Source organism: Undibacterium sp. (genome assembly GCF_030683615.1).
GTDB lineage: Bacteria > Pseudomonadota > Gammaproteobacteria > Burkholderiales > Burkholderiaceae_D > Undibacterium > Undibacterium umbellatum.
Genome location: NZ_JAUXQE010000022.1, coordinates 1 through 25,734 on the forward strand (window position 1 = coordinate 1; position 25,734 = coordinate 25,734).

Sequence of the window (25,734 nt, forward strand, 5' to 3'; positions counted from 1 at the left end):
ATAAATAGGATGAGTGCGAACAAGACGATTTGGGATGCAGTGCAAGACGTGACGCGCAGCTAAGGCGTCCGCCTTTGCAAGCGGCACAACGCTGCAATGCGCCCAAATCGTCAGTTCCCGAAGGGTTTGCCTCATAACGCGCGCTGGACTGCGTTGGACTCGTTGTCAATAGGCAAAGCTATTGACTGCCTCGTCCGCCTTGCCAGCCCACGTTATGAGGCAAACGCATCTCACCCTATTTATGAAATGAGTTCTAAATGCTTTGCCATCATGAGACAGTTGGAGCTGGCTGATGTAGTTGCGCCCTTGCGTCTCAAGCGCGGCAACAATGTGCAAGCGGTGCGGGCTGGACAAAGCCGCCAGCACTGCCAGCAAGTGATCGCCTGTGAGCGCATTTCCCTTAATTTCTTTTGTATGTGAACAATATCTTACCCATATCAGCGTGCAAATAACTTTTTGTACTTATTCTCAACTGGAGCTTATCGGGCAAAAGGCACTGTCGTGCTATGGGAACAAGTGCTTTTCGCACAAGAGGAATGAGTTGATGATTGGGCGGATAAGCCCGGACAGAGCAAGCTTATGGTGAATGTCTGTTTTTTTATACAAATACTATCCCACTCACACTTTGCTTGCCCAAGACCAACAGACTGCCAGCATAATACCTGCTGACAAATTACCCACTGAAAAATGGCGGATGAGCTTATCTCCGCGACCTTATCTCAGGAGACAGCTCGTTGAAGCAGACTAGAGTACTTATTGCAGGCGCAGGCATTGCAGGTTTGACGGCAGCGCATGAGCTGGCCGAGCGTGGCTATTTGGTGACGGTAGTGGAGGCGCTGGCCGCGCCGGGTGGCAAGTCACGCAGCATACCGGTAGAGGGTTCGGCAACGGCAGGCCAGCAAGAGCTGCCGGGTGAGCATGGCTTTCGCTTCTTCCCCGGGTTTTACCGGCATATCCCAGACACCATGGCACGCATACCCTGTGTGCTGGCCGATGGCTCTTATGGCAGCGTGGCCGACAATCTGGCGCATACTACACGCACACTGGCGTTGTCCAAGAAGGGGCGCTGGGAAGTGCCTAACCAGTTGCGTTCATCATCGCGTGATGCGGCGTCGCTGCTGTCTTTTCTGTACGATCTTTTTGTGGGCAGCGGTGTCGATGTGCCGCGTGAAGACATGCTGCATTATGTGCGCTGTGTGTTCACCATGCTGACCAGTTCAGACGAGCGGCGTTTTGGCGAATTTGAAAATATCTCGGCCTGGGACTATTTCCAGGCACCGTCACGTTCAGAGGCTTATCAGAAATATGTCATCAATGCCGTGACGCGCACCCTCGTGGCTTGCCGTGCGGCAGACATGAGTGCACGCTCCAACGTAGTGGTGGGCATACAGCTGCTCAGCGATATCTACCGCAGTTGTGCAGATCGCGTACTGAATGGCCCGACCAGTGAAGTATGGATAGCACCCTGGGTCACGCATCTGCAACATCTGGGCGTGGAGTTTATCCAGGGGGTGTCTGTAGAAAATGTGTTGTGGGATGGTGACGCTGCACGGGCGCTGCAACTCAGTGATGGTACAGAACTGGCAGCCGATCATTTCATTCTGGCGCTGCCGCTGGAAGCCTTGCAGTCCATCAGCAATGAAGAGATGCTGGCAAGAGCACCTAGCCTGGCCAGGCTGGACGAACTCAAGACCGAGTGGATGAATGGCATCCTCTTCTATCTCGGGCAAGACATAGAACTGAATCACGGGCACACGATATTTTTGGATGCGCCGTGGGCATTGACCTCGCTATGCCAGCAACGCTTCTGGCCACGCGGGCTTAAGCAATATAGCGATGGTACCGTGCGCGGCATACTCAGCGTTTGCATCTCTGATTTTGATGCACCGGGTGAATACATACGCAAACCTGCAAAAGATTGCACGCCCGCAGAAATACAGGAAGAAGTCTGGCAACAAATCCTGGCCCATCTTGCACCGGCAGACCGCGCAGAGCTGGAAGCTGCTGTCGTGATTGCTTGCTCGATAGACCCGTCACTGCGCTGGACAGAACAGGGCATGCAAAACGATGCGCCGCTGTTCGTCAATACCGCTGGTTCATGGGCGGCGCGGCCTGAAGTGGATATAGGCATCAGCAATCTGTTTGTCTCTGGTGATTTTGTGCGTACTGCGACCGATGTGGCGACCATGGAAAGCGCGAATGAATCTGCACGCCATGCAGTCAACCGCATACTTGATCTGACTGCATCCAGTGCCGCACGCTGCCAGTTATTCCCGCTGGAAGAACCGACGGCACTGACACCACTCAAGGTTATAGACAGGCTGCGCTTTGAGGCGGGCCTGCCGCATCTGCTGGACCTGGTGCCGGTATTCTCTGGCGAAACCATGGCCTGGCTGGGTGGCATGACGAGCCGCGTTGCCGAGTATTCTGTCAAGGCTGGCGACATTGTGCGCCAGCTCGGCTGGGACCAACGCCTGCCAGAGTTTGAATCCAGGGCCATGCGCTTTATCAACAACCTCAGCAGAGGTGTGGCACCGGTATCCAAATGGGCCAGCAATGCGCCTGACTCGAAATCAGGCACGGCAGAAGCACAGACCAATACATCCGGCGTCAACACGCTGATCAATGATGTCGTCGGCTCCATCAATGACAAGGCATTGGCCGACGACCTCGACAAATTGCGTGCGCGTTTGATCAGCGCACTTGACCAGACCGACAAACACTTCCGTGAATACGGCGCAAGCCACCAACGCCACCTCATCGACGGTGTGCTAGCTGATTCGCTATTCCAGTCCGGCAAGCGCCTGCGCGCAAGCTGCGCCCTGCTCTGCTCCATGCTGATGCGGCGCTTCTTGTCAGAAGAAGCGGTACAGGTCGCCATTATCACCGAATCCATACACGCCGCCACCCTGCTGCATGACGACATCATCGACGAAGCCGACCAGCGCCGCGGCCACCCCACCGCATGGAAAAAATATGGCGTGGGTGCCGGTGTGCTGGCAGGCAACCTGCTGGTGTCACGCGCCGTGCGCTCACTGTACCGTATAGGCTATAACGGCCTGGCGGACGACTTGTTTGAAGTCATAGAATCCATGATCGCTGCCGAATCAGACCAGCTGTCAGGCCGCCGCAACCTGGAAGCCTGCGAACAAGATTACCTGCGTATCATCGACGGTAAAACCGCTGGCCTGTTCGCCTGGTCCTGCCGCGCCGGTGCCACCGTAGGCGGCTGCAACGCCGCCACAGTCAACGCCACCGCTAATTTCGGCCGCCACATGGGCCTGGCCTTCCAGCTCATCGACGACGTCATCGACCTCGCCCCCGATACCGACGACACAGGCAAAACCCGCTACACCGACCTCAGCACCGGCCTGCTGACCTACCCCTTGCTACTGGCCCGCCAGCGCGACCCGCAAGGCTTTGATGTGCTGGCAGCGAATGGCTTTGCAGATGCCGCCGAGGTCAGTACGTGGCTGGTCGCCAATGAAGCGCTGGAGGATACGCGGGCTGAGGCTGCGAGGCAGATTGCGATGGGGGTGGAGGCTTTGCTACCAGTGCGGCATTCTGCGGCGAAGGCGGCCTTGATTGAGTTGGCGAGGGCTTCTACCAAGCGGCTGAGATAAGAAATGTACAAATGCCTTCATATTTGATTCGACCTTTACCTGCCCGACTATGTTTGATACCCAACAAACACGCGCTAGCGTTTTGTGCATAATCTACTCCAACTCTTTTCCACCAAGCAGGCAATTTCACTATGACCTGGATTGTATCGTTGCTACTTGCGCTGCTTGCTGTCGCCGCTATCGTCGCAGGTCTTGCCTTCTATGGTGCGGCGCGCTGGGCAGATAAGACGCGGGTCTTGCTGGTGCGGCTGGAGAGTGCGCGCCTGGCGGCAACAGCATCGCGATACAGCGCGCAGGAACTTGAACACCTACCCGCCCCGGTGGCTCGGTACTTTCGTACGGTATTAAAGGATGGCCAGGCCATCATTTCTGCTGCGAGTGTTACACATATTGGCAGCTTTAACCTGAGTGTGGCTGGTGAGCAGTGGATGTCGTTTACATCAACACAGCGGGTCATTACCCGCAGGCCGGGCTTTGTCTGGGATGCGCGCATTGCCATGGTGCCGGGTATAGCTGTTTATGTACATGATGCCTATGTGGGTGGTGAAGGTATATTGACCCCCTCCCTGCTTGGCCTGTGGAGCATGGTGGATAAGATCAGCGCGCGCGATCTGGCCGAAGCTGAATTCATGCGTTTTTTTGCCGAGGCGGCCTGGTACCCTTCTGCCTTGCTCCCCAGCCAGGGGGTGCAGTGGCAGGCAGTTGATGAGCATACAGCCAGCGCGACGCTTGCCGATGGTGCGATTAGCGCGACCATGCTGGTCAGTTTTAATCAGGCTGGCTTGATTGAATCAGTGCGGGTTGAAGCCCGCGCTGCCTTGGTGGGCAAGCTTATCGTGCACACACCCTGGGAAGGGCGCTGGTTCAATTATCAGGAACGCGATGGCATGCTGGTGCCGCTAAGCGGTGAAGCTGCATGGCTTCATGCTGACGGGCGCAAGCCATATTGGCGCGGCACCATCACTGCACTGGCCTATGAATTCTAGACAGCTGGCCAGCCAGCGCATGCGGTTGCATGGGACAGGTAGCTCATGGCAGATGATAGCTGGCAAATGTTTGAGCTCGCCCGGGGAGCTGTGATACGTCTGTCAAATTAACTGTATATTGTTATGTCAGGGAAGTGTCGCCACACTGTAGTCAAGGGCTGCAATTACCATGAAGTCATTTGGAGAATTTAATGAAGAAGAAGATCATCACCGCAGTATTGTTTGCATTAAGCCTGAACGCACATGCTGCCGATGCACCGCAAGCTGCTGCCAAGCCTGTTGTGACGATAGCCGCACTGGATGTACCACGCTATATGGGCACATGGCATGAAATCGCAAAGTTTGAAAATCGATTCCAGAAGAAGTGTGTAGCTTCCACCTCGGCAACGTATTCAGTATTACCGGAAGACAAGGTACAGGTCGTCAACCGCTGTCAGGACAGTGCTGGTGAGGTCATTGAGGCTATTGGCGAGGCCAGACAGGTGGGCAATTCAAGTTCGCCGAAATTAAAAGTGCGCTTTGCTCCGGCTTTTTTGTCTTTCCTGCCTATGGTGTGGGGTGATTACTGGGTCATTGATCTGGACAAGGATTACCAGTTGGTTGCCGTCAGTGAAGCCAAGCGCGAGTTTTTGTGGATATTGTCGCGCACGAAGAAAGTTGATAAAGAAAAGTACGATGCGCTGGTAGCTCGGCTGGTGGCGCAAGGCTTTGATGTAAGTAAGCTGGTGCCCACTAAACAGGAGTAGCAGGCTTGCCTGCCAGTTTTTGCGCATGCCGGATAAAATAAACGGGCGTTGATATAATGCCCGCATGACATATAGCATCGTTTGGTTCAAACGCGATTTGCGTTTGCATGATCATCTTGCGCTACATACAGCAATCAGCAAAGGGCCTGTGCTGTGTTTGTACGTGGTTGAGCCATCCTTGTGGGCGCAGGCTGATGCGGCGAACCAGCATTACCAGTTTTTGCTAGAGAGCCTGCGTGTGCTGTACCTTGCTTTACGCAAAAGTGGTGGTCAACTGCATATCCTGACGGGTGAAGTCACTGAGGTATTTGCACAGGTCTTTGCCCACCAGCCATTCGCGGCTATTTATTCACACGAAGAAACGGGTAACAGTGTCACTTACCAGCGTGACAAGGCGCTGGCGCGCTGGTGCCGCGCGCAGCGAGTGGAATGGCATGAGTTTGCCCAGTTTGGTGTGGTGCGTCGTTTGCGGAGCAGGGATGACTGGCAGGCCAGCTGGAATGCGCATAATGACTCGCCCTGTGTAGCGCTGCCGCCCTTAAGCGCCACAAAATTTTCACCGTTGACGCCTGCAATTACACTCCCACGATTGCCACCTTCAGTACAGGACTTGCATCTGGAGCCTTACGATCCACCTGCACGCCAGCGTGGTGGCAGGCAGAATGGCTTGATGATATTGGATAGCTTCTTGCGTGAGCGCAGTCATCAATACCGGGGCGGGATTTCATCGCCCTTATCGGCACCCACGGCTTGTTCGCGCCTGTCGCCGTATCTGGCATTTGGTTGTCTTAGTTTGCGGGAAATCGTGCATGCCACACGCGACCATATCGCCAGCTTGCCAGTAACGGCTGAGCGTCACAAGAAAGGGCTGGAAGCCTTTATCAGTCGCTTGTACTGGCATTGCCACTTTATTCAAAAACTGGAGAGCGAGCCAGAAATCGAATACCGCAATATGCATCGCGGCTATGATGGTTTGCGTGAACAGGAATTCAATCAGGCGCATTTTGAGGCTCTGATTTCTGGCCGTACTGGCTGGCCACTGGTTGATGCGTGTGTAACGATGTTGCGGCAAACAGGCTGGCTTAACTTCAGAATGCGCGCCATGCTGGTTTCTGTCGCTGCCTATCCTTTGTGGCTGGACTGGCGGCCAGTCGGGCATTGGCTCGCACGCCAGTTTTTGGATTATGAACCAGGCATACACTGGAGCCAGATGCAGATGCAATCAGGCACTACGGGAATGAACGTGCCGCGCATTTATAATCCAGTCAAGCAGGCCAGTGACCATGATCCCCATGGGCATTTCGTGCGTCGCTGGCTGCCTGCGATGCGTCGCGTACCAGACACTTGGTTGTTTGAACCATGGCGCATGCCGCCAGATGTGCAGGCAGCTTGTGGTGTGAAAGTGGGTGTCGATATCCCTGCGCCTATAGTTGATCTGGAACAGGCAACTCGCATTGCCAAGAGCCGGCTATTTGACTTGCGCAAGCAGCCCCACATGCAGGCCCCAAAATTGGCCGTCATAGAAAAGCACGGTTCGCGCAAAAAGACTCCTGGCAAGATGCGCCAGCAAACTCTGTCGAGCAAGCAGCCTGTCAGCGGGCAATTGGAACTGGACTGGTGAGACGAGAGCAACGGTTTCAGAATAAGGAAAGCGATGAGTCATAGTTCAAATGTTATTACAGCGCAAGCTCAAGAGACGAGCACGTCCAACACACCGGGCATTGTGATTTATTGGTTTCGCAATGACCTGCGTTTGGCAGATAACCAGGCATTAATTCGCGCCTGCCAGCACGCTGAAAACCTGGTATTTGTGTATTGTCTCCCATCCGCTACTTTGCAGGCACAGCGCTGGAACTTGCCGCACCCTGGGCTACATCGCCAGCGCTTTGTGGAATCTGCCTTAGCTGATTTAAGTCAGCAGTTACACGCAATGGGCAGCCAGCTACTGGAAGTCAGCATGAGTGCCGTGGAATTTCTGCCGCTGCTTGCCAGAGAACTAGGTAGTAAGGTAGTTTACTGTGAAGAGATTGCGGCACCTTATGAGCAAGATGATATCTACGCATTACGCGCTGCTGGCTTAACTGTGCATACGCACTGGCAATCTAGCTTGCTTGATCCAACAGATCTACCCTTCGGGGCGGATGCGCTGCCTGATGTATTTACGCAGTTTCGTACCCTTATCGAAGCCAAAGGCGTGCAGCCGCCCGCGCCGCTACCAGCACCGCATTCCTTGCCAGCTCTGCCGGACAACTTTGGCCAGATTGCGAGGAAGTGGGCGATCGACTCACACGCTGCCCCGGTAAAGCCAAGTGCTGAAGCAGCTTTGCTGAATGATGATCGTTCATCTTTCCCCTACTTTTTGTCTGCGTTTTCTGGTGGTTCAACTACCGCCTGCGCGCATGTAGAAATCTATTTGAAGCGTAAGCTACCGCATACCTATAAGCAAACCCGCAATCAATTGTCGGGGCTGGATTATTCGACCAAATTTTCTCCTTGGCTGGCGTCTGGTGCGATATCAGCACGCCAGATTTTTAGCGCGCTAAAAAGATTTGAAGCAGAGCTTGGTGCCAATGATGGCAGTTACTGGATCTGGTTTGAATTATTGTGGCGTGATTATTTTCGCTTGCTGCATCTCAAATACGGACGGCAGTTATATTCCGCAAAGGGCCTGACCGATTTGCCAATGCCGCCACATGATGCGGAAAAATTTAACGACTGGTGTCTGGCCCGGACAGGCAATGCGTTTATTGATGCAGCCATGGCGGAGCTTGCTGCGACAGGCTATTTATCCAACCGCATGCGCCAGGTGGTTGCCAGTTATCTTATCCATGAGCTGGCTTGCGACTGGCGGGCTGGTGCTGCGTGGTTTGAAGCTCAGCTCATTGATTATGATGTGTACAGCAATCAAGGGAACTGGCTGTATATCGCAGGGCGTGGCACAGACCCACGCAATGGCAGGCGTTTCAATATCCCAAAACAAGTTCATGACCACGATCGTGACGGCACATACCGACGCTTGTGGGGGAAACTTGAAAGCGACGCCAGCAATCAATGAGATGAGAAAAGCAAGCGCCGCAATTCTGGCGGCGCTTGCTCATACGATCAGGGTTTCATTTCTGGTTTCGCCCGACATCTCAAGGGCCGACGGCCTTCCAGTTGCCACCTTGTATGGTCAGCATTACTCTCGCCTTTTCTTCCAGGCCAAAATGGTCATTTGCTGTGTAATGCAAGACGCCCTGGGTGATGGGGATGTCGATCTCGGATTCCATCGCATCTTTTAAAGCTGTACGGAATTCTGGCGTGCCGGGTTTGGCTTTTTTCAGGGCCAGGGGAATGACGCGGTTCAGTAGCAGGTAGGTGTCGTAGCCATGCGCTGCGAACTGATTTCTGCTGCCTTCGCCATATTGTTTTTCATAGCGATTGGTGAAGTCTGTGGCCAGTTGTTTGGACGGGTGGTTGTCTGGCAGAAGTTCGGGCAAGATGGCCAGGCCTGCGACGACGAAGGCGCCTTCTACGTCTTTGCCGCCCAGGCGTATGAGGTCACGCGAGGCTGCGCCGTGTGTCTGGTAGATCTTGCCTTTGTAGCCGCGCTCTATCAGTGCCTTGTGTGGCATGGCTGCGCCGCTGCCAGATGCGCCTATCAGTATCGCGTCTGGCTTGGCAGCAAGTAGTTTCAGCGTCTGTGCTGTGACGCTGGTGTCAGGGCGGTTGAAGCGCTCTGTGGCAACAGACTGCAAACCATTTTTACTGGCAGCGGCAGTAATTGCTTTGAACCAGGTTTCGCCATAGGCATCAGAATAGCCTAGATAGGCGTAGGTTTTGACACCTGTTTTTTTCATGTGGTCGGCTACAGCATGAGCCATGAGCGGTGTCGATTGGGCGACACGGAATGTCCAGATGCCTTTGCCGGGCGCAACCTCAACAGGAGAGGTCGATATTTGTGGCGTCTTGAGTTCAGATGCAACCTCTGCCAAGGCAACGGAGGCGGGTGTGGCAGTGGAGCCGACGATGACATCTACCTTATCGTCAGTGATGAGCCTGCGGGCGTTTTTGCTGGACTGTGTGGTATCGGATGCATCGTCGAGGACGATCAGTTTAACTTTTTCACCGCCGATGGTCTCTGGCCACAGGGCTATGCCGTTTTTGGTAGGAATGCCCAGGCCAGATGCGGGGCCGGTCAGTGGCAGGCTGACGCCTATGGTGATGTCGGCCTGGGCCGTGCTTGCGATTGTTGCTATCAGCAGAGCCAATATCGTCGGTTTGATGTTGAATTGCATTGCTGTCTCCTGAATTATTGTTGGTATTGCAGATGCGGATGCGACGCAACATTGCTTTTCGCCATCTAAGCTTGTTTGCTGGCCGGCCTGGCAATTTTTTATTGCAACGCAATATTGTTATGTCGTATAACAGTTATTCAATATAATAATATTTTGGATTGCTTGCAAGTGGGGATTTGGAATTTTTTGGATTTCGTGCTGGGGGTAGCCAGGTGGCCGTGAAGGTACAAAACCTGCGACGACTGCAAGTTTGTTTGTGCAGAAGGAATCCCTTACTTAGGATCTATACACAACTTCCCCAGCAAGGCGCGCAACTGCTGACGCTCTTTCACCGACAACTGCTGGCTGACCCTGTCATCATGTTCTTTCACGGCCTGTTTGTATTTCTCCAATTGCTTCTGGCCCTCTTTGGTCAGGTGCAGATTGTAGGATCTGCGGTCGCCGGAGTCCTGGCGTTCCAGCAGGCCAGCTTGTTCAAAATTGTCGATAATGGCTACTACGCCTGAGCGGGCTATGCCCATGACTTCCGCAAGGCGGGTTTGGGAAATGCCCGGGTTGTTGCTGACAATCACTAAAGATGAGAAACGCTGAGGTGTGATGTCGTAAGCGCCCAGACTGGCGCTGAAGTCAGCATAGATGGATAGCTGGGCGCGGCGCACGGCGTAGCCGGTCAGTTCGTCAAGAATGCCATAGTCTATGCCTTCTATACGGGCGTTGAAAGTGGGGAGCTGTGCCGTGCTGCTCTGGCGCTTCGGGGCTGCTGCCCTGGTCTTGGGTTGCGCTTTGAGGATGTCTGTTTTTTGTTTGGGCATGATCAGGCAATATAGTGAGCTTGTTCTTAGAAGTATTGTACATGCTGCCTGTCTTGAATTAGCGAATTCACATTACTAGTGCGCAAGAGCCAGGCGGCTGGAAATTTGCAACAGTGCTTGTGTAATCTCGAATAATTGTTATACAGTAGAACAATATAGCCGCATCTAAAAACGTGCAGCATCGTTAAATTTCGGGAGGAAGACATGAAAGTAGTAATCGCCGGTGCCGGTATAGGTGGCCTGACTCTTGCCCTGATGTTGCATGAGCGCGGCATCGATGTTGAAGTGTATGAAGCAGTCAATGAGATCAAGCCGCTGGGTGTGGGCATCAATTTGCTACCGCATGCGAGCCAGCAATTGTGCCAGTTGGGATTGGAAAACTGCCTGGCTGAACTGGGTATCGAGACTTCATCACTTTCTTATTTCAACAAGTTTGGTCAAAAAATCTGGCAAGAGCCGCGCGGGCGTGCTGCTGGTTATGATTGGCCGCAATATTCCATACACCGTGGCGAATTGCAGATGACTTTGCTGCAGAATGCCATCGAACGTCTGGGTGCTGGACGCATTCATCAGGGGCATGCATTCACGTCTTTTGAACAGGTGGCGGACAAGGTAATTTCTACTTTCACCAGACAGGTGGATAAGGCGGCAGTGCTGGTGGAGTCTGATTTGCTCATCGGTGCGGACGGCATACATTCGGCAGTGCGACGCTTTTTATACCCGCAGGGAGACCAACCACGTTTTTCTGGCCGTATGCTGTGGCGCGGTGTGACGGAGGCTGCGCCGTATATGGACGGACGCAGCATGTTCATGGCGGGACATCAGGACCAGAAATTTGTTTGCTACCCTATCTCTGAGCCTTTGCGCAAACAAGGCCGGTCGTTGATTAACTGGATTGCCGAGTTGCGTGTGCCGGGTGGTGAATTGCCAACCTCGGACTGGAACCGCAAGGTGGATAAAGCCACATTCAGCAAACCCTTTGATAGCTGGAAATGGGGGTGGATAGATATTCCTGATCTGATCGAAAAGTCAGAAGTGGTGTATGAATTCCCACTGGTAGATCGTGACCCATTACCGCGCTGGACTTTTGAGCGGGTGACTTTGCTGGGTGATGCGGCCCACCCCATGTACCCTATAGGTTCAAATGGCAGTGCGCAGGCGATACTGGATGCGCGCTACCTGACTGACTGTCTCGTTGGTGAAGCGAATATTTTGTATGCGCTGCGTGAGTATGAGGCTGAGCGTTTGCCGCGTACTACGGGCATCGTATTGCGCAACCGCATGAATGGGCCTGAGCAGGTGATGCAGATGGCGGAAGAGCGTGCGCCTCAGGGTTTTTCTGATGTGAATGAGGTGATTGCGCAGGCTGAGCTTGAGGCGATTTCTTTGCGGTATAAACGTTTGGCTGGGTTTGACAAGGATACTTTGAAGGTGGCGGGAGTCGGGAAGACTAGTTGATGTGCATTGAGGATAGCTATTGGGGTGGCTAGTCTGGCCTTTGAGATTTCGTCACCTGGGCCAAGCCTCACTATGATACGAGATTGACGTGCCTAATGTCCGTACGCGACGCACGTAAAACTGCGATCAATCAATTGCGTTTATCTGTGAATTTTCTCCGAATTTGCTTTGCGTTTGATTAAGATTGCATCATCGTGTAGTATTTTTCACAGCGCACCGGGCGCATACGTATCAATAAAATCAAAATTTGAAAGATCACCACTATGTCTTCTTCATGGGACAGTAATTCACCTGTGCGCCCACTCACGAGCATGCATCTTTATTTCGCTGTGATGTATGCTTTTATGTCACTGCTATGTCTGTATTCGCTGTATGAAAGCTTTAGCAAAGGTGGAGACGAGCTGGTAAAAATGTTGATTGCTTGCGGAATTTTTATTCCTTGGACTTTTGCACATTACAAGACCAGCGATGCTGTTGAAAAAGGTAAAACATGGGCATCTACTGCTTCGTATATTTTGGCCACTCCCTTATTGTTCGCTTTCCCTATCGGTACATTCTTTGGCGTCAGAATGATGTCGCATGCCAGCAAGCTCAAGCAAGAGTAGATTCGCATGCTAAGTTTTTGCAGGCATAGCAAGATATAGGATTCAACAAGCTCTGGTAGTTTACAAGATGTAGCTAATGCTGATCTGGTAGCCAAAAATCACTACCAGATCAGTACGTCAACGCCTCAATTCATGCGAGTTTTTCAGGTTCACAGCAAATCGAACCTGTCAGCATTCATGACCTTAACCCAGACCCTCACAAAATCGCGCACAAAAACCTGCTGCGCATCGCTACTGGCATAGACTTCTGCCAGTGCCCGCAATTGTGAGTTGGAGCCGAAGACGAGGTCGACCACGCTGGCTGTCCATTTCACATCGCCATTCACACGGTCGCGGCCTTCGAGCACGCCTTCTATACCTGATTTATGCCACTTGGTATTCATGTCCAGCAAGTTGACGAAGAAATCATTGCTTAATGTTTCTGGTCGTTTGGTGAATACACCGAGTTGTGATTGTCCGGCGTTGGCGTTCAGGGCACGCAAGCCACCAATCAACACGGTCATTTCTGGCGCACTGAGTTTGAGCAGTTGCGCCTTATCGATCAGTAGTGCAGCAGCAGAGCCTTCCAGGCCTTTGCGCAGGTAGTTGCGGAAACCGTCTGCGACAGGTTCGAGGACTTCAAAGGATTCTACGTCCGTCTGTTCTTGCGTCGTATCCATGCGGCCTGGGGCAAAGGCCACTTGGATTTCATGGCCCGCTTTCTTGGCGGCAGCTTCCACTGCGGCGGTACCACCAAGGACGATGAGATCAGCCAGTGAGACTTTTTTGCCACCAGTCTGGGCAGCATTGAACTCTGCCTGTATGGCTTCCAGTTTGGCCATCACCTTGGCCAGTTGTTCTGGCTGATTGGCTTGCCAGTCTTTTTGTGGTGCCAGACGTATGCGCGCGCCATTCGCGCCACCGCGTTTGTCGCTGCCACGGAAGGTGGATGCCGAAGCCCAGGCAGTGCTGACCAATTGCGATATGCTGAGGCCAGATGCCAGCAGCTTTGCCTTGAGACTGGCAATGTCGCTCTCATCGACCAGAGCATGATTGACTGCTGGAATAGGGTCTTGCCAGATCAGTTCTTCTTTTGCTACCAAAGGGCCAAGGTAACGGGTGATGGGCCCCATGTCGCGGTGGGTCAGTTTATACCAGGCACGGGCGAAAGCATCTGCCAGTTCTTGCGGGTTTTGCAGGAAGCGGCGCGAGATTTTTTCATATGCCGGGTCCACTCGCAGGGCCATGTCTGCTGTGGTCATCATGGGTGCATGACGCAGGGATGGGTCGTGCGCATCTGGTACTGTGGTTTTGGCGGCCAGATCGGTGGGGGTCCATTGATGGGCTCCAGCCGGGCTCTTGGTCAGTTGCCATTCATAGCCAAACAGGGTTTCGAAGTAGGAGTTATCCCAGGTGATGGGCGTTGGTGTCCAGGCACCTTCTATACCGCTGGTGATGGTGTGCACGCCTTTGCCCGTGCCAAAGCTGTTCTTCCAGCCCAGACCTTGTTCTTCTATGCTGGCACCTTCGGGTTCTGCGCCTACCTGGGCAGGGTCACCTGCGCCGTGGGCTTTGCCAAAAGTGTGGCCGCCTGCGACCAGGGCAACGGTTTCTTCGTCGTTCATGGCCATGCGTGCGAAGGTTTCGCGGATGTCGCGGGCTGATGCCAGCGGGTCAGGATTGCCGTTTGGGCCTTCCGGGTTGACATAGATCAGGCCCATTTGCACGGCGGCCAGCGGTTTTTGCAGGTCGCGGTCGCCGCTATAGCGCTGGTCATCCAGCCATTTGCCTTCGGGCCCCCAGTAGATGTCTTCTTCCGGTTCCCAGATGTCGGGACGTCCACCGGCGAAACCAAAGGTTTTGAAGCCCATGGAGTCGAGCGCAACATTGCCGGTCAAGATCATCAAATCTGCCCAGGACAGTTTGTTGCCGTATTTTTGTTTGATGGGCCAGAGCAGGCGGCGTGCCTTGTCGAGATTGCCATTGTCAGGCCAGCTATTGAGGGGTGCAAAGCGCTGCGCACCAGCGCCAGCGCCGCCGCGACCATCGCTGGTGCGATAGGTACCCGCGCTATGCCAGGCCATGCGAATGAAGAAGGGGCCGTAGTGACCGTAATCAGCAGGCCACCATTCTTGCGAATCTGTCATCAGGGCATGTAGGTCTTTGATGACTTCGTCAAGATCCAGAGTCTTGAATGCTTCTGCGTAGTTAAAATCTTCACCCAGCGGATTGGATGCAGGGGAGTGCTGGTGCAATATCTTGAGGTTCAGTTGATTTGGCCACCAGTCTGCGTTTGGGTGGCTGGCTGCCACTGCGGTGCGGGCGTTACCTGAGAATGGGCATTTTGCTTCGTTTGACATTCTTATCTCCTTTGATTGAGTGACAAGTGAGCTCATTACGTCAAGAGGAAGAGATGAGCTCTACTACCCGATCGATTGTAGAGACGGAAGATCAATAGGTAAATTTAATTCAATTTATTGAATTAATTTGTTTTAACTATCGATTTATTCTCTGACCAGATTGGGTTTTCTTCTGCAAATCCTGCTGGTTCTGAGTATTTTTGCCGCTTTGTTGATGGCGATCCTATGGGCTAAGCGAGAAATTCTGAATTCAAACTGACCTAGCTCATTGCGCTCTTCACATTAGCTTATTTATACCAAAGTATGAGAGTCATTGAATCGTCACCACTTCTAAGGGATAATTGCGATCATGAACGACACTACACAACTCCCCCCATTGCCAGATCGCCTGTCGGTTGATCCGCGCAGCCCCTATCATGTCGCCGAAGTGTTTCAACACGATGTCGGTATTAAGCTCAACGGCAAAGAGCGCAATGACGTTGAAGAATATTGCATCAGCGAAGGCTGGGTCAGCGTTGCTGCTGGCAAGGCCCGTGACCGCAAGGGCAATCCCCTGATGATCAAAGTCAAGGGTGTGGTTGAGGCTTTTTACCGCTGATCGCCATTACTGAGTTACAGCCGGGTGCTGGCTTTTGTAGTGCCCGTTTCTTCGGCCCAGAGTTGGCTGGCATGGCGTCCGCATCGTTAGGCAGGACGCCAAAATCCCCTCCGATATGATTGTCTGCCTGTTTGCTGTCTGAACAGGCATGCTGCTTTTGTTGCCTGCATGCCCTATCCTGATTCACTGATGAAACCCACTCCCCTGCCACACGCTGTATCCCGCTTGCGTTCTGCCCGTCTTGAGCGCAGTACCAGGCCGTTTCTTGCGCGTGGTGGCCCCAAGGGTGAGCGGTGTAGCGGCTGCAGGCTGATACTTAGCCATTGTCTTTGCGAATTGCGCCCCGTCGTGCCGACCCGCGCGGGGGTGTGCCTGCTGATGGCTGAACATGAGACGCTGAAACCCAGCAATACCGGCTGGCTAATTGCCGATGTGGTGCCCGACACCATGGCCTTTGGCTGGGCACGCACTGAAGTCGATCCAGCCTTGCTGGCCGTGCTGGCTGACCCGCAATGGCAGCCGTATGTTGTCTTCCCTGGTGAATTTGTCACTCCAGAGCGGGTGATTTCGGAGTTGCTGCCTGTAGATGCAGAACAGGATAACCACAAGCGCCCGCTGTTTATTTTGCTGGATGCTACCTGGCCAGAAGCCCGCAAGATTTTCAAAAAAAGCCCTTACCTGGCAAAGTTCCCTGTACTGAGCTTGTTACCAGAACAACTTTCACGTTACCGCTTGCGCCGCTCGCGACGGGATGATCATTTGTGTACCTCGGAAGTGGCAGCCCTATGCCTGGGACTGGCTGGTGAGACTGCGGCTGCGGGGGCGCTGGAGATGTATCTCGACTTGTTCACTGATCATTATCTGCGCGCAAAGCAGCAGTTGAAGGTGGAATGGGAGGATGAATTGCATGTGCAGATGCGGGAGTTGGTGGGGAGATTGTAAAGACATATGTATTCCGTTGTAGGCCAGCAAAGACCGCACGATAGATCCGGCCTTGCAGGCTGCTTTTGCGAAAAAGATCAATGCCGTGACGACCACGTTGCCAACCAGCCATGTGCCTATGCTGTCTCAACCCAAAGCAGTTGCCGATGCAATTTTTGCTGCAGTGAAAAATTAATCAATTTGATCGTGAGTAAGTTGCTCTGCAAGCGGGGTCGTGCCGTTTTTTAGCCATGGCATGTGTTTATCTACGCCACAATCCCTGGTATTGAGCCATTTTCAGGGCCAGCATTGCGGCTGATCGCAGCCAGATAGCGTTGCGCTTCTTCCCAGGTGATAGTGACATCACTGGGCGCGTCTGCTTGTCTCATGGCAGCAATTGCTTCTTCTTGCTGGCGTTGTTTTTCTTGCTGCTCTTTGTATTGCCTTATCTGTTCTTCTTTCTGGCGGCGCTGGGCATCTTCAATGGCACGCTGGCGGTTTTGTCTGGCGATGAGGGCATGCAAGGCAGCGCTGGCTTGTTCGCGCCTTTGCTTTTCCAGCTCCTTGCGTTGCCGTCTTAATTCTGCACGCTGGCGGGCTGCGACTTCTATTGGAGAGACGCCCGACTCAGGCTGTTGCCTGCTGTGGCCTGGCGCTTTGCCTGCTACGGCATTCAAAGCAGACTTGCCTGCGGCTTGCAGGGTCTGTAATAAAGCACGGACACTGGCGGGACGCTGGTCTGGCTGGATGGCAAAGCCACTTTGCAAGACGTGCCATTGCGCAGCATTGAGCGAGGCAGCTTGTATTGGTTGCTGCTGCGGATGACGATATTCACCGAAGGGCATGGCAGCTTCGAGCATCTGGTAAATCATGACGGCGACGGCATACACGTCCAGCGCGGGACTGTGCTGGTGGCTGCCAGCTTCTGGCGCACGGTAGCCTGCCGTACCAGCGTAAGGCGAACGTGATGGCGTCATGCTGGTGGAGATGAGGCCAGCCTGGGTATGGCTGCGCAAACGGGCAGAGATGCCAAAGTCCAGCAGCTTGGTTTCCCCGCTTTGTGTCAGCAAGAGATTGCTGGGTTTTAAATCACGGTGAACGAGTTTATGTTTTGCCCAGGCATAGTCCAGCGCATCTGCTACTGGGCCCAACATATCCAGCACTTGCTTGAGGGTGCAACGGGTATGGCGGGTCAGATAGGTTTCCAGGTCTTGTCCATCCAGATATTCCATGATGATGAAATAGCTATTGGTAGCTGGATCACGCGCCCAGTCATAGACCCTGACGATATGTTCGTGCGCCAGCTTGCGCACCAGCGAAGCTTCTTCGACCAGCAGACGGGCATGCAGGGCGCTTTGGGTGAGTTGTGGTGGCAGTATCTTAAGTGCCACCATTTCGCTATGACCCAGCTCGGCCTGGGTTGCCAGGTCGCTGGCTTGCCATACCTGGCCCATGCCGCCCTGCCCTAATAGCCGCTCAAGCCGGTAGCGTTTCGACAGACCGCCGACTTCTTGCCCGGCCAGAAAACCCAGGTCTGTGCCTTGCTCATTCTCCGGTTTGCTCTGCTTGCCCTGCCTGGCGATGACAGGAGCCAGCTCGGTATCGAGTATGGCATTTTTTCGCTGCTTGAATTCTTCTTCCGATAGCAAACCCTCATCCAGCAATGCGCGCAATTCACGGATTTTTTGTAATGGCGTTTGCATTGTGATGACTTATTTTCTTCCTGCCTGAGCAATTGGGGCTACACGGTTACCCGCATTTTGCGCCATGCTCAGGTCTATCTCGTGACGCCTTTTCTGTTCAGCTTCTCTTTGCTCACGCTCATCCTGTATGCGTTCTTGCAGCATCTTGAGAACCTGGTCCCAGGTCATGCCTTGCTGGGTACTGGCCATGGCACTCATGGCCAGTGCGGCATGCTCGGAACTACCCGCCTGCATGGCCAGGATTTGTTCTGCCGTCAAGCTGGCTTGTGCCTGCACTTTGACGATCTCGGCCAAAGCCAGGGCATTGGCGGGTTCGGCGGTGGCGATCTTGCCGGTTTCGCTGAAGTTGGCGATGGCATTCATGCGTTCTATGGCGATGCGGGCCAGCAGGGCATCGTGTGCCTGTTCTGCCTGGCGTTGCTCACGTTCCAGGCTCAGCCTGGCAAATTTATCGGCACGCTCGGCTTCTGTCTGCTGCAGTTCTTTTTTCCAGCGGCGTTCATCATCTTGCTGTTTGAGTTGCTGCCTCAGGGTTTCAACTTCCACACTGGCGAGCGCAGCCTGATGCTGATGCTGCTGGGTTTGTTGTTCAAACAGGGCATGGGCTTTCAGGGTGCCCAGTAATTTTTCATGCTGCACCATGGCATCGGCCTGCGCATCACCGCGCCGGATGCCATTGATTTTTTCCTGTACCTGGCTGAGCTTGAGTTCGGTATCAATATCACTGATGCTGTCTTCGCGCTGCAATCCACGTTTGCGCTGTTGCTGCAATTCTTCTTCCCAGGCTTGTATGCGCTGGAATTCGCGCGCCCTGGCTTCGGCTTCTATGCTGACAAGTATCAGGCGATTCTTTTGCTCTTCATCTTCCAGTTCCTGTTCCCGGCGTGTCAACTGGTTTTGCTTGTGGCGCAGTAGTTCCGTCTGTAGCTTTTGCTGATCCTGGTCTGCTATCAGGCTGGCTTGCGTGAATTCATGTTCCAGCTGGAATTTTTGTAACTGATGCTGGATTTTTTGCTGCATCAGTTGCGCAGCTTCCTTTCCTTGCAACTGTGTGATTTCTGACTCTGAACGCATCTTGATGCGCGCCATGGTGCGTATATGCAACCACTGGTCGGCTTCATTCTGGCGTTGTTCAGATTTTTGCTTGAGGCTGTGTTCAAGTTCTCTGATGGTGTCGCCGGCTCCACGTTCCAGTGCTTGCTTGCGGGTGCCGGCTTCGACGATGCGGCCATACAATTCCAACTCGCGTGCACGTATAATTTGCAATCTCTCGTTTTCATCCTGGCGCAACTTGGCGCGACTCAGGCGTTTTTTAGCGCCCTCGACCTGGCCTTGCATGTACAGCCAGCTTAAGTCCTTGCCAAATTGATGACGCATTTCTTCATGGCGATAACGCAAGCGGATTTGCTCTTCTTGTCTGGCGATTTTTTGCCATTCGGTATTGGTGTAAAGTGCATCGACGAGCTTGCTGTGCTCAAGCTGGGCGCGCTGGCCATCGATGACCAGATGCAGGCTGCTGATTTTTTCGCCCAGTTTTTCTCTGTCATTTGTCAGTTTGTCGTGCCGCACTTCGCGGGTAACAGCCTGGGTAGCAACAAAGCCGTATTGTGCAATGGACTGGTTCAAGGTCGACAACAGACGCTCATCCAATTGCTGGCGCAAATGGGCATTGTCTTGCAACTCACGCAAGGATTGCGCACCCAGAAACTCAACAGCGATCTGACGCACCATGGGTTCCAGCAACTGCTGCAGTTGTTGGCAAGTTATGATGCCGGGCGCATGCATGAAATGTGTGGCAAACGCAGGTACATCGGCAATCTTGACGCTGATGACAAATTTGGCAGCAATAGCCAGGAATTCTGCGGTGTGTAAATCCTCAAAGGCAAATAGCAGGGCGAAAGGATTCAGGCGAGTCAGCAGGATTTCTGCTGCCTTGTCTGTTTGCAAACCCATGAGCTGGCTGGAAATATCCTGGTTGATGTAATCACCCGCGAGCAATTCGACAAAGCGGCCCTCTTGTACTACATAGGCGCGCGCGCTGACGGGAATATGCAAGTCTTGCCTGGCGATACTGCTCAGCGGTCGCACACCAAAATACATGGCGACTTCATTCTCTTTCGGCAACCAGCGTTTTTGGCGCAGGACAGGTTCATGCCGTGGACTACTCAGCATGAGGCCACAATGCGTGCAATACACCGCTTCTTGTATATTGTGATGGTCACACTGGGGACATTTGATTTTGGACGAACCAAAGATGCTGAACATGCGAGACTCCTTCAAGCGCTGCGCGGTGCTGAAACTTGTTTTGCACCTGAGCAAAAATGGTAGCACCGGGAGTAGTTTTGAAAGACGCGAACAGAAGGGGGTTTTGGGCTTAGATCGTACTATGAAAGGTTTTGATACTATCAGTCATTACAGTAGCGTAAAGAAAAAAGCATATTTAACATATAACTTTCTGCTGAGCATTTTGGATTTCTCAAATTTTTAACCGCGATTGCATCAAGAGTTTTCTGTCCCTGCAAACCAGACATCATTTGCAATTATTTACATTGCTCAACAATCAGCTTAAAGTGTCTGTGCCAGTCTCACCGATTATTTATTGGAACTCATTTCATAAATAGGATGAGTGCGAACAAGACAATTTGGGATGCAGTACAAGACGTGACGCGCTGGACTCGTTGCCAATAGATATTGCTATTGACTGCGTCGTTCGCCTTACCAGCTCAAGTGATAAGGCAAACGCATCTTAACCTCTGTATGAAATGAGTTCTAGTATTTATAATGCTGTGGACTTTATGCCATCATCTACATGCCCCGAACTCTATTGCCCGGGAGATAATAAATTTCTTGTTAGATATTAATACATGAAAAATTTCCGACCATTCTTGCTGTTATTGAATATTTCCTTGTTCACGTCTTTCTGTCATGCGGCTGATAAGGAGGTTGGTACTTTGCTCATTTCGGGGGAATGGCAACAGGATGTGGGAAGTTACGGCGTGCCCAAGCTGTTTGAAAAAATATTGCCTTCCGAATGGCCCGGAGATCAATGGGTCTCTCTTGCCCTAAAAGATAATTCACTAGAAATAAGGCCCGCATCCAGCAAAGAGAAAATGCCAGACTGGCTGAAGAAAATTGTCGAGCAAATCCCGACCAAGGATCAGCCATCCAATCGTCCGTATAAGTTGGATGAGTACGACGGTCTTCAATATCTGCGTGTACCAGGCGTCCAATTCAAGCCAGGCAAGCAGCCCATTTATGTATTCAAAAACGGGACAGGTATTTTACAACCTCAATTGGATTATCAATACCGGCTGGAATTGAACGGCGTGCAATTTGGCATGCGCGTTCAAAATGGCTTGAAAGGAAAAAACGGCGCAGCTTATGGAGAAGGGGCAACTTACTTCATTGAATATAATGGCAAGAAATTTGAATATGCACTGGGTTACTTCGGCTGGGATTCGCGCGTAGAAGCTATCTCCGATATAGATGGTGATGGCTTTCCTGATTTCATTATCGCCATCAATGGATCAAACAGTAGCGGCAGGTTTGTTTTATTGTCTTCTACTGCAAAACCCGGTAAAAACGCTCCGACTGCATCGCTACACAATTGGGGATGTTGAGCCTCTCTGCCGTTCTATTGATTGTTATCTGGATATGCTGAGTTTAAGTAACGACAGCCTGCCGGTAACTGAGTGAGTGCTCTCAAATCTGCAAGTGAATCCAGTCTGGTATCTTGCAAAGTAAGCTTATCCCTATGCCAGAAACCGTCCTGAAAATGAAGTATCACTGGTAATCCTTCTGGTAAATTTTGTATTGAAGGCAGAGTTCTGGTTTGCGGCTTAATCAAGTAAAGCAAGCTACTGCCTGGCCCTGTAGCAGCATCACCTAGAATGACAGCATGTGGCAAAATTGCCACGACTTGCAGTTTGACTATGCCTCTGAAGCTGGCGCAGAATTCGATTTGCATGCCTGCTCGCAAATTATAGGCCTGGTCTTTTTCCATGCAGATGCCATCGAGCAAAGTACCATAGCGCGATACATCGGTGATTTCTGCGCCCGCCCCTTTTCTGCGGATGATGGCATGGCGGGCGCTGATGCGACGGGTCAGCCTGGCGTTTTCATCTGCGCTATGGTCGCGATGGCTGAGCAGGATATCGGCTTGCGGCTGCTCCTCCATACGGCCCAGCACCCATTCTTCCATGGCAAAGAGTCTTATCCGTTCCTGCCCAGCGATCAGGCTGGCGGTTTTTGTCGGTGCTGCTGTCTTTGTTGAAATTGCTGGTAGCTTTACCGCTGGCCTGACTGGTGCTGGCAGGGGCGTTGCTGGCGCAGCAATGCTCATTGCTTCAGGGCTGACTTCGATGAGCTCTTCATCCCAGGCGATGGTACCCATGGCAATTTCATATTTGCCTGTGGGTGCGCGCATTTCCATTTTGGCGATGGCAGCATCCTTGGCATTAATTTCTATATTTATATTTCCTTGCGCATAGCCATTGGACTGGCCCAGGCCGCTGAATGTGGCAATAGCACCATCTTCTGCCATCACCCTGACATTTTTTTGCGTCGCCAGAAAGACGCTGTGAATTTCGGTCAGTGAGGCATCGGCACGCGGGACGAAGATGACGCTGGTGCAAAGCCATTTTCGCCTCGGCCTGTTGGCTTGCTCATGCAACAAGACAACCTCGACCGGATATTGACCATGCTCTTTGTTTTTGGATGAAAAGTTGATGAGCAACTCAGGCCACTGGCCTGATGCGGTGCGCTGAAAACGCTGTTTTGATTCGGTGATGGCGATGAGATCAGAGCGTAGTTGTACCTCTATGCTGGTGACATCTGGCGGCAATATACCGCGCAATTCCAGCCTGATGGTTTGCCGTCCGCCTGCTGCGCGGGGATCATAACCACTGAAATGCAGATGCAAGTTGACGGGCGCCACTGCTTCGTGGTTTTGCACCAGGCTGTCCGCAGATGCATGAAGTAATTCCAGCCGCTGCGGATTTGGCCTTTGCTGGTGACCCGCTGTACAAACGGTTTCACCCTCTGCTACCCAATGCGTGCAGTGCGGGTGATCCGGGGCCAGGCATTTTTTCATGGTGAGGCAAGGTCATAGTACGGGCGATGCTACAACTATAGAGAGTAAGCGCCAGATCAAATGGAGGAATATGACCGTGTTTTGCCATCAGTTTTTTTCATAGGCCAGAACAGCCGCGTTGACCTGATTGCAGCGCTGCATTAACCTAGTCGTTTCGATATACTTCATTTCGCATCTCTGTCTGCGGAATGTTTGTGGTCAACATGCAATCCCTGCCCTGGAAACTCAATGAAAAAAATCGTCGTTAAATTTGGTGGCTCCAATCTGCGCCAGCCTGAAGATATCAGCCGCGTTGTCAATGTGGTGCAAAGCTATCAACAACCTTTAGTTCTCGTGGTATCTGCTTTTTATGGCATTACCAATGCCCTCATAGCCTGCGTGCAAGCCGCAAGGGAAGGGGCAGGAACAGCAGCAGCACTGGCTGAAAGCCAGGATTACACACAAAACTTGCGCGCCCTGAAAAAACAGATACTGGAAGCCAATATCAGCGCTCCCGCCGACCGCGCACGCATAGAACTGGCGCTCTCGGTACGCCTGAATCAGCTGGATCGTTACCTGACAGGCATACATTGCATAGGCGACGTACCTACTTTTGTAAATGATGCCATCCTCAGCTATGGCGAACGCCTGTCCAGCCTGTTGCTGACCGAAGTCTTGCTCAGCCATGGCATACGCGCACGTGAAGCCTTGCCAGAAGACATAGGTTTGATCACCGATGGCGTATTTGGCAATGCTGCCTGCGATTTTGATGCCAGTGCACCAGCCGTATCCAGGGCACTGGCAGGCGATGATGTCATTGTCGTGCCGGGTTTTTATGGCGTTGACCGTGACGGCAAGGCCACCTTGTTTGGACGTGGCGGCTCTGATTATTCAGCCGCATCAATTGCCTGTTGCATAGGCGCAGAATCACTGGATGTGTGGAAAGATGTTGATGGTTTTCTCAGTGCCGACCCAGGCACGGTAAGCGCACCACACACGATTACGCAATTGAATTATCTGGAAGCAGCAGAGTTGTCTTACTTTGGTGCCAAGATTTTGCACCCGCGCACGGTAGAGCCTCTGTTCGACCAGAATATCCCCATCCGTATACTGAACATCACCCGCCCTGAGCGTGGCCTGCAACCTTATACCGTCATCAATGCGCAACGCAAGGTGACGCGCGATGTGGTGAAGAGTGTCACTTCGACAGAAGACGTGGCGATCCTGAAATTGCACGGTCCCGGTGTCGGCTTCAAGTCAGGCATCCTGGCGCAGGTGACAAATACCCTGGATGCAAATGGCATCAATATCAAGAGCGTGCTGACGGCACAGACTGCCATCAATATTTTGGTATCACGCGATAATCTGGATGCTGCCTACGCTGCACTGATGGAGCATCACCTGGCCGGTGTGGTCGAAGTATCACGCAATGCTGATGTGGCGATTGTCGCCGTGGTTGGCGATGGTGTGCTGGAAGCATCTGATGTGGGCGGCGCAATTGCCAGTCGCGCCTTGTCGGCGGCGATTGCAGCCGGCGTGCATGTCTGCCTGGCGGCTGCCGGCGCCAGCGAAGTGGCTGCATATATGCTGGTGCAGCAAGAGGACAGGAAACTGGCGTTACAGGCGATACATGCAGAGTTTTTTGGACGGTAAGGACAGCCAGCCTGCGTTTTCTTTGCATCAACAGATATTTTTTTGATGCTTTCGTCAAAAAATAGCTTGAGCAATTAGCACAAGCCGCTTAAGCAAGGCGGCTTGTCACCTTCCTCCATTAATTAGTCGACACCAATCGCTATCACTTTCCAAACTCATTTCCCCCTGCGAAAGCAAATCACTAGACGACTGGTCTAATTTGCTTTAGAATTCAAGCTATGAATACTCCGCGCACTGACGTAAGGCAACATATCCTCGATACAGCCAAGCCCATTATTCTGGGCAAGGGCTTTTCCGTGGTCGGCCTGAATGAGGTGTTGAAGGCGGCAGCCGTACCCAAGGGTTCGTTCTATCATTATTTTAAATCCAAGGAATTGTTTGGCGAAGCCTTGCTGGATGATTATTTTGCTGGTTACCTGGCTGCGGTGGATCTCGTATTAAAAAACACAGATGTACTGGCGGCCACGCGTCTCATGCGTTACTGGCAGGGCTGGTTGCCGGAGCGTCCGGGTGAAGGTGTGCAATGCCAGTGTCTGGCGGCCAAGCTGGGTGGTGAAGTATCAGACTTGTCTGAAGCGATGCGCCTGGCCTTGCAAAACGGCACTGACAGTATAATCGCCAGGCTGGCAGATTGCATGCGCGAAGGTATCGTTGATGGTTCATTGCCTGCGGATCTGGATGCAGACCATTGCGCACTGACTCTGTACCAGATGTGGTTGGGTGCCACCTTGCTGACCAAGATGCGGCGTGACATGAGTGCGCTGGAAAGTGCGATGTTGGCTACCCGCAAGATGCTCAAGTTGTAAAACGCAATACTTTTTCGTACCAACATGATCACAAGGCATTTATTGCAACAAGTTTTTTCTAGACGACCAGTCTAATTTTTATCTTGAAGTACCCTGAGTCAGCTACATATGGAGTGCTGAATTTGCTTACCAGGCT

At 52.6% G+C, this 25,734-nt stretch carries 19 protein-coding genes and 1 pseudogene; 14 read left to right on the forward strand and 6 right to left on the reverse strand.

The window, feature by feature from the left end; genetic code table 11:
- Positions 1-270 precede the first annotated feature (270 nt).
- The 6 genes from Q8K39_RS11625 to Q8K39_RS11650 all read left to right on the forward strand — a co-directional run bounded on the left by Q8K39_RS11625 (position 271) and on the right by Q8K39_RS11650 (position 8,410).
- On the forward strand, positions 271-420 hold the full coding sequence (locus Q8K39_RS11625) for a hypothetical protein (protein ID WP_305260336.1): 150 nt from the start codon (positions 271-273) through the stop codon (positions 418-420).
- 314 nt (positions 421-734) lie between these two features.
- Entirely contained in the window at positions 735-3,623 is a 2,889-nt protein-coding gene (locus Q8K39_RS11630; RefSeq protein WP_305260338.1) for an FAD-dependent oxidoreductase, read from the forward strand.
- Positions 3,624-3,754: 131 nt separating this feature from the next.
- Complete coding sequence (locus tag Q8K39_RS11635; protein ID WP_305260340.1) at positions 3,755-4,609, forward strand: DUF6544 family protein; 855 nt, start codon at positions 3,755-3,757, stop codon at positions 4,607-4,609.
- 191 nt (positions 4,610-4,800) lie between these two features.
- Positions 4,801-5,355 (forward strand): lipocalin family protein, encoded by a 555-nt coding sequence (locus tag Q8K39_RS11640; RefSeq protein ID WP_305260342.1) that lies wholly within the window; start codon positions 4,801-4,803, stop codon positions 5,353-5,355.
- Positions 5,356-5,419: 64 nt separating this feature from the next.
- Entirely contained in the window at positions 5,420-6,976 is a 1,557-nt protein-coding gene (locus Q8K39_RS11645) for a deoxyribodipyrimidine photo-lyase (protein WP_305260344.1), read from the forward strand.
- Between the two features lie 33 nt (positions 6,977-7,009).
- Positions 7,010-8,410 (forward strand): DASH family cryptochrome, encoded by a 1,401-nt coding sequence (locus Q8K39_RS11650; protein WP_305260346.1) that lies wholly within the window; start codon positions 7,010-7,012, stop codon positions 8,408-8,410.
- 79 nt (positions 8,411-8,489) lie between these two features.
- Here the strand turns inward: Q8K39_RS11650 and Q8K39_RS11655 are convergent, their stop codons facing one another.
- Together Q8K39_RS11655 and Q8K39_RS11660 are read right to left on the reverse strand one after the other, a co-directional pair.
- A complete protein-coding gene (locus Q8K39_RS11655) occupies positions 8,490-9,632 on the reverse strand; it encodes an ABC transporter substrate-binding protein (RefSeq protein ID WP_305260348.1) in 1,143 nt (380 codons plus the stop codon).
- 272 nt (positions 9,633-9,904) lie between these two features.
- Positions 9,905-10,444, reverse strand: a complete 540-nt coding sequence (locus tag Q8K39_RS11660) for a MarR family winged helix-turn-helix transcriptional regulator (RefSeq protein ID WP_305260350.1) — start codon at positions 10,442-10,444, stop codon at positions 9,905-9,907.
- Between the two features lie 204 nt (positions 10,445-10,648).
- On the opposite strand from Q8K39_RS11660, the gene Q8K39_RS11665 reads away from it, so the two are divergent.
- Together Q8K39_RS11665 and Q8K39_RS11670 are read left to right on the forward strand one after the other, a co-directional pair.
- Complete coding sequence (locus tag Q8K39_RS11665) at positions 10,649-11,902, forward strand: flavin-dependent oxidoreductase (protein ID WP_305260352.1); 1,254 nt, start codon at positions 10,649-10,651, stop codon at positions 11,900-11,902.
- Positions 11,903-12,246: 344 nt separating this feature from the next.
- On the forward strand, positions 12,247-12,507 hold the full coding sequence (locus tag Q8K39_RS11670; protein ID WP_305260354.1) for a hypothetical protein: 261 nt from the start codon (positions 12,247-12,249) through the stop codon (positions 12,505-12,507).
- A gap of 149 nt (positions 12,508-12,656) precedes the next feature.
- Here the strand turns inward: Q8K39_RS11670 and katG are convergent, their stop codons facing one another.
- Positions 12,657-14,846 (reverse strand): catalase/peroxidase HPI, encoded by a 2,190-nt coding sequence (katG, locus tag Q8K39_RS11675; RefSeq protein ID WP_305260356.1) that lies wholly within the window; start codon positions 14,844-14,846, stop codon positions 12,657-12,659.
- A 349-nt stretch (positions 14,847-15,195) separates the two neighbouring features.
- On the opposite strand from katG, the gene Q8K39_RS11680 reads away from it, so the two are divergent.
- The 3 genes and pseudogenes from Q8K39_RS11680 to Q8K39_RS11690 form a co-directional block, all read left to right on the forward strand.
- Positions 15,196-15,444 carry a DUF3297 family protein gene (locus Q8K39_RS11680; RefSeq protein ID WP_186957221.1) on the forward strand — a complete coding sequence of 83 codons (249 nt, stop codon included), beginning with the start codon at positions 15,196-15,198 and terminating at the stop codon, positions 15,442-15,444.
- A 189-nt stretch (positions 15,445-15,633) separates the two neighbouring features.
- The gene (locus tag Q8K39_RS11685) at positions 15,634-16,386 is read left to right on the forward strand and encodes a tRNA-uridine aminocarboxypropyltransferase (protein WP_305260358.1); all 753 of its coding nucleotides are present in this window, start codon (positions 15,634-15,636) and stop codon (positions 16,384-16,386) included.
- Between the two features lie 22 nt (positions 16,387-16,408).
- Positions 16,409-16,561, forward strand: a pseudogene (locus Q8K39_RS11690) (alpha/beta fold hydrolase); the annotation flags it as partial.
- A gap of 70 nt (positions 16,562-16,631) precedes the next feature.
- On the opposite strand, the gene Q8K39_RS11695 reads toward Q8K39_RS11690, so the two are convergent.
- Positions 16,632-18,068, reverse strand: a complete 1,437-nt coding sequence (locus Q8K39_RS11695; protein ID WP_305260360.1) for a protein kinase — start codon at positions 18,066-18,068, stop codon at positions 16,632-16,634.
- A 9-nt stretch (positions 18,069-18,077) separates the two neighbouring features.
- Positions 18,078-20,333 carry a hypothetical protein gene (locus Q8K39_RS11700; protein ID WP_305260363.1) on the reverse strand — a complete coding sequence of 752 codons (2,256 nt, stop codon included), beginning with the start codon at positions 20,331-20,333 and terminating at the stop codon, positions 18,078-18,080.
- 599 nt (positions 20,334-20,932) lie between these two features.
- On the opposite strand from Q8K39_RS11700, the gene Q8K39_RS11705 reads away from it, so the two are divergent.
- A complete protein-coding gene (locus Q8K39_RS11705; RefSeq protein WP_305260366.1) occupies positions 20,933-21,688 on the forward strand; it encodes a hypothetical protein in 756 nt (251 codons plus the stop codon).
- Between the two features lie 14 nt (positions 21,689-21,702).
- On the opposite strand, the gene Q8K39_RS11710 is transcribed toward Q8K39_RS11705, so the two are convergent.
- Entirely contained in the window at positions 21,703-23,160 is a 1,458-nt protein-coding gene (locus Q8K39_RS11710; protein WP_305260368.1) for an FHA domain-containing protein, read from the reverse strand.
- 228 nt (positions 23,161-23,388) lie between these two features.
- On the opposite strand from Q8K39_RS11710, the gene Q8K39_RS11715 reads away from it, so the two are divergent.
- On the forward strand, positions 23,389-24,792 hold the full coding sequence (locus Q8K39_RS11715; protein ID WP_186957157.1) for an aspartate kinase: 1,404 nt from the start codon (positions 23,389-23,391) through the stop codon (positions 24,790-24,792).
- A gap of 218 nt (positions 24,793-25,010) precedes the next feature.
- Positions 25,011-25,598, forward strand: a complete 588-nt coding sequence (locus tag Q8K39_RS11720; RefSeq protein WP_305260371.1) for a TetR/AcrR family transcriptional regulator — start codon at positions 25,011-25,013, stop codon at positions 25,596-25,598.
- The last annotated feature ends 136 nt before the right edge of the window (positions 25,599-25,734 follow it).

Coding starts and splice junctions, on each gene's coding strand:
- Q8K39_RS11625 (WP_305260336.1), top strand. CDS start 271: ATGAGACAGTTGGAGCTGGCTGATGTAGTTGCGCCCTTGCGTCTCAAG.
- Q8K39_RS11635 (WP_305260340.1), top strand. CDS start 3,755: ATGACCTGGATTGTATCGTTGCTACTTGCGCTGCTTGCTGTCGCCGCT.
- Q8K39_RS11640 (WP_305260342.1), top strand. CDS start 4,801: ATGAAGAAGAAGATCATCACCGCAGTATTGTTTGCATTAAGCCTGAAC.
- Q8K39_RS11645 (WP_305260344.1), top strand. CDS start 5,420: ATGACATATAGCATCGTTTGGTTCAAACGCGATTTGCGTTTGCATGAT.
- Q8K39_RS11650 (WP_305260346.1), top strand. CDS start 7,010: ATGAGTCATAGTTCAAATGTTATTACAGCGCAAGCTCAAGAGACGAGC.
- Q8K39_RS11655 (WP_305260348.1), bottom strand. CDS start 9,632: ATGCAATTCAACATCAAACCGACGATATTGGCTCTGCTGATAGCAACA.
- Q8K39_RS11660 (WP_305260350.1), bottom strand. CDS start 10,444: ATGCCCAAACAAAAAACAGACATCCTCAAAGCGCAACCCAAGACCAGG.
- Q8K39_RS11665 (WP_305260352.1), top strand. CDS start 10,649: ATGAAAGTAGTAATCGCCGGTGCCGGTATAGGTGGCCTGACTCTTGCC.
- Q8K39_RS11670 (WP_305260354.1), top strand. CDS start 12,247: ATGTCACTGCTATGTCTGTATTCGCTGTATGAAAGCTTTAGCAAAGGT.
- katG (WP_305260356.1), bottom strand. CDS start 14,846: ATGTCAAACGAAGCAAAATGCCCATTCTCAGGTAACGCCCGCACCGCA.
- Q8K39_RS11680 (WP_186957221.1), top strand. CDS start 15,196: ATGAACGACACTACACAACTCCCCCCATTGCCAGATCGCCTGTCGGTT.
- Q8K39_RS11685 (WP_305260358.1), top strand. CDS start 15,634: ATGAAACCCACTCCCCTGCCACACGCTGTATCCCGCTTGCGTTCTGCC.
- Q8K39_RS11695 (WP_305260360.1), bottom strand. CDS start 18,068: ATGCAAACGCCATTACAAAAAATCCGTGAATTGCGCGCATTGCTGGAT.
- Q8K39_RS11700 (WP_305260363.1), bottom strand. CDS start 20,333: ATGTTCAGCATCTTTGGTTCGTCCAAAATCAAATGTCCCCAGTGTGAC.
- Q8K39_RS11705 (WP_305260366.1), top strand. CDS start 20,933: ATGAAAAATTTCCGACCATTCTTGCTGTTATTGAATATTTCCTTGTTC.
- Q8K39_RS11710 (WP_305260368.1), bottom strand. CDS start 23,160: ATGAAAAAATGCCTGGCCCCGGATCACCCGCACTGCACGCATTGGGTA.
- Q8K39_RS11715 (WP_186957157.1), top strand. CDS start 23,389: ATGAAAAAAATCGTCGTTAAATTTGGTGGCTCCAATCTGCGCCAGCCT.
- Q8K39_RS11720 (WP_305260371.1), top strand. CDS start 25,011: ATGAATACTCCGCGCACTGACGTAAGGCAACATATCCTCGATACAGCC.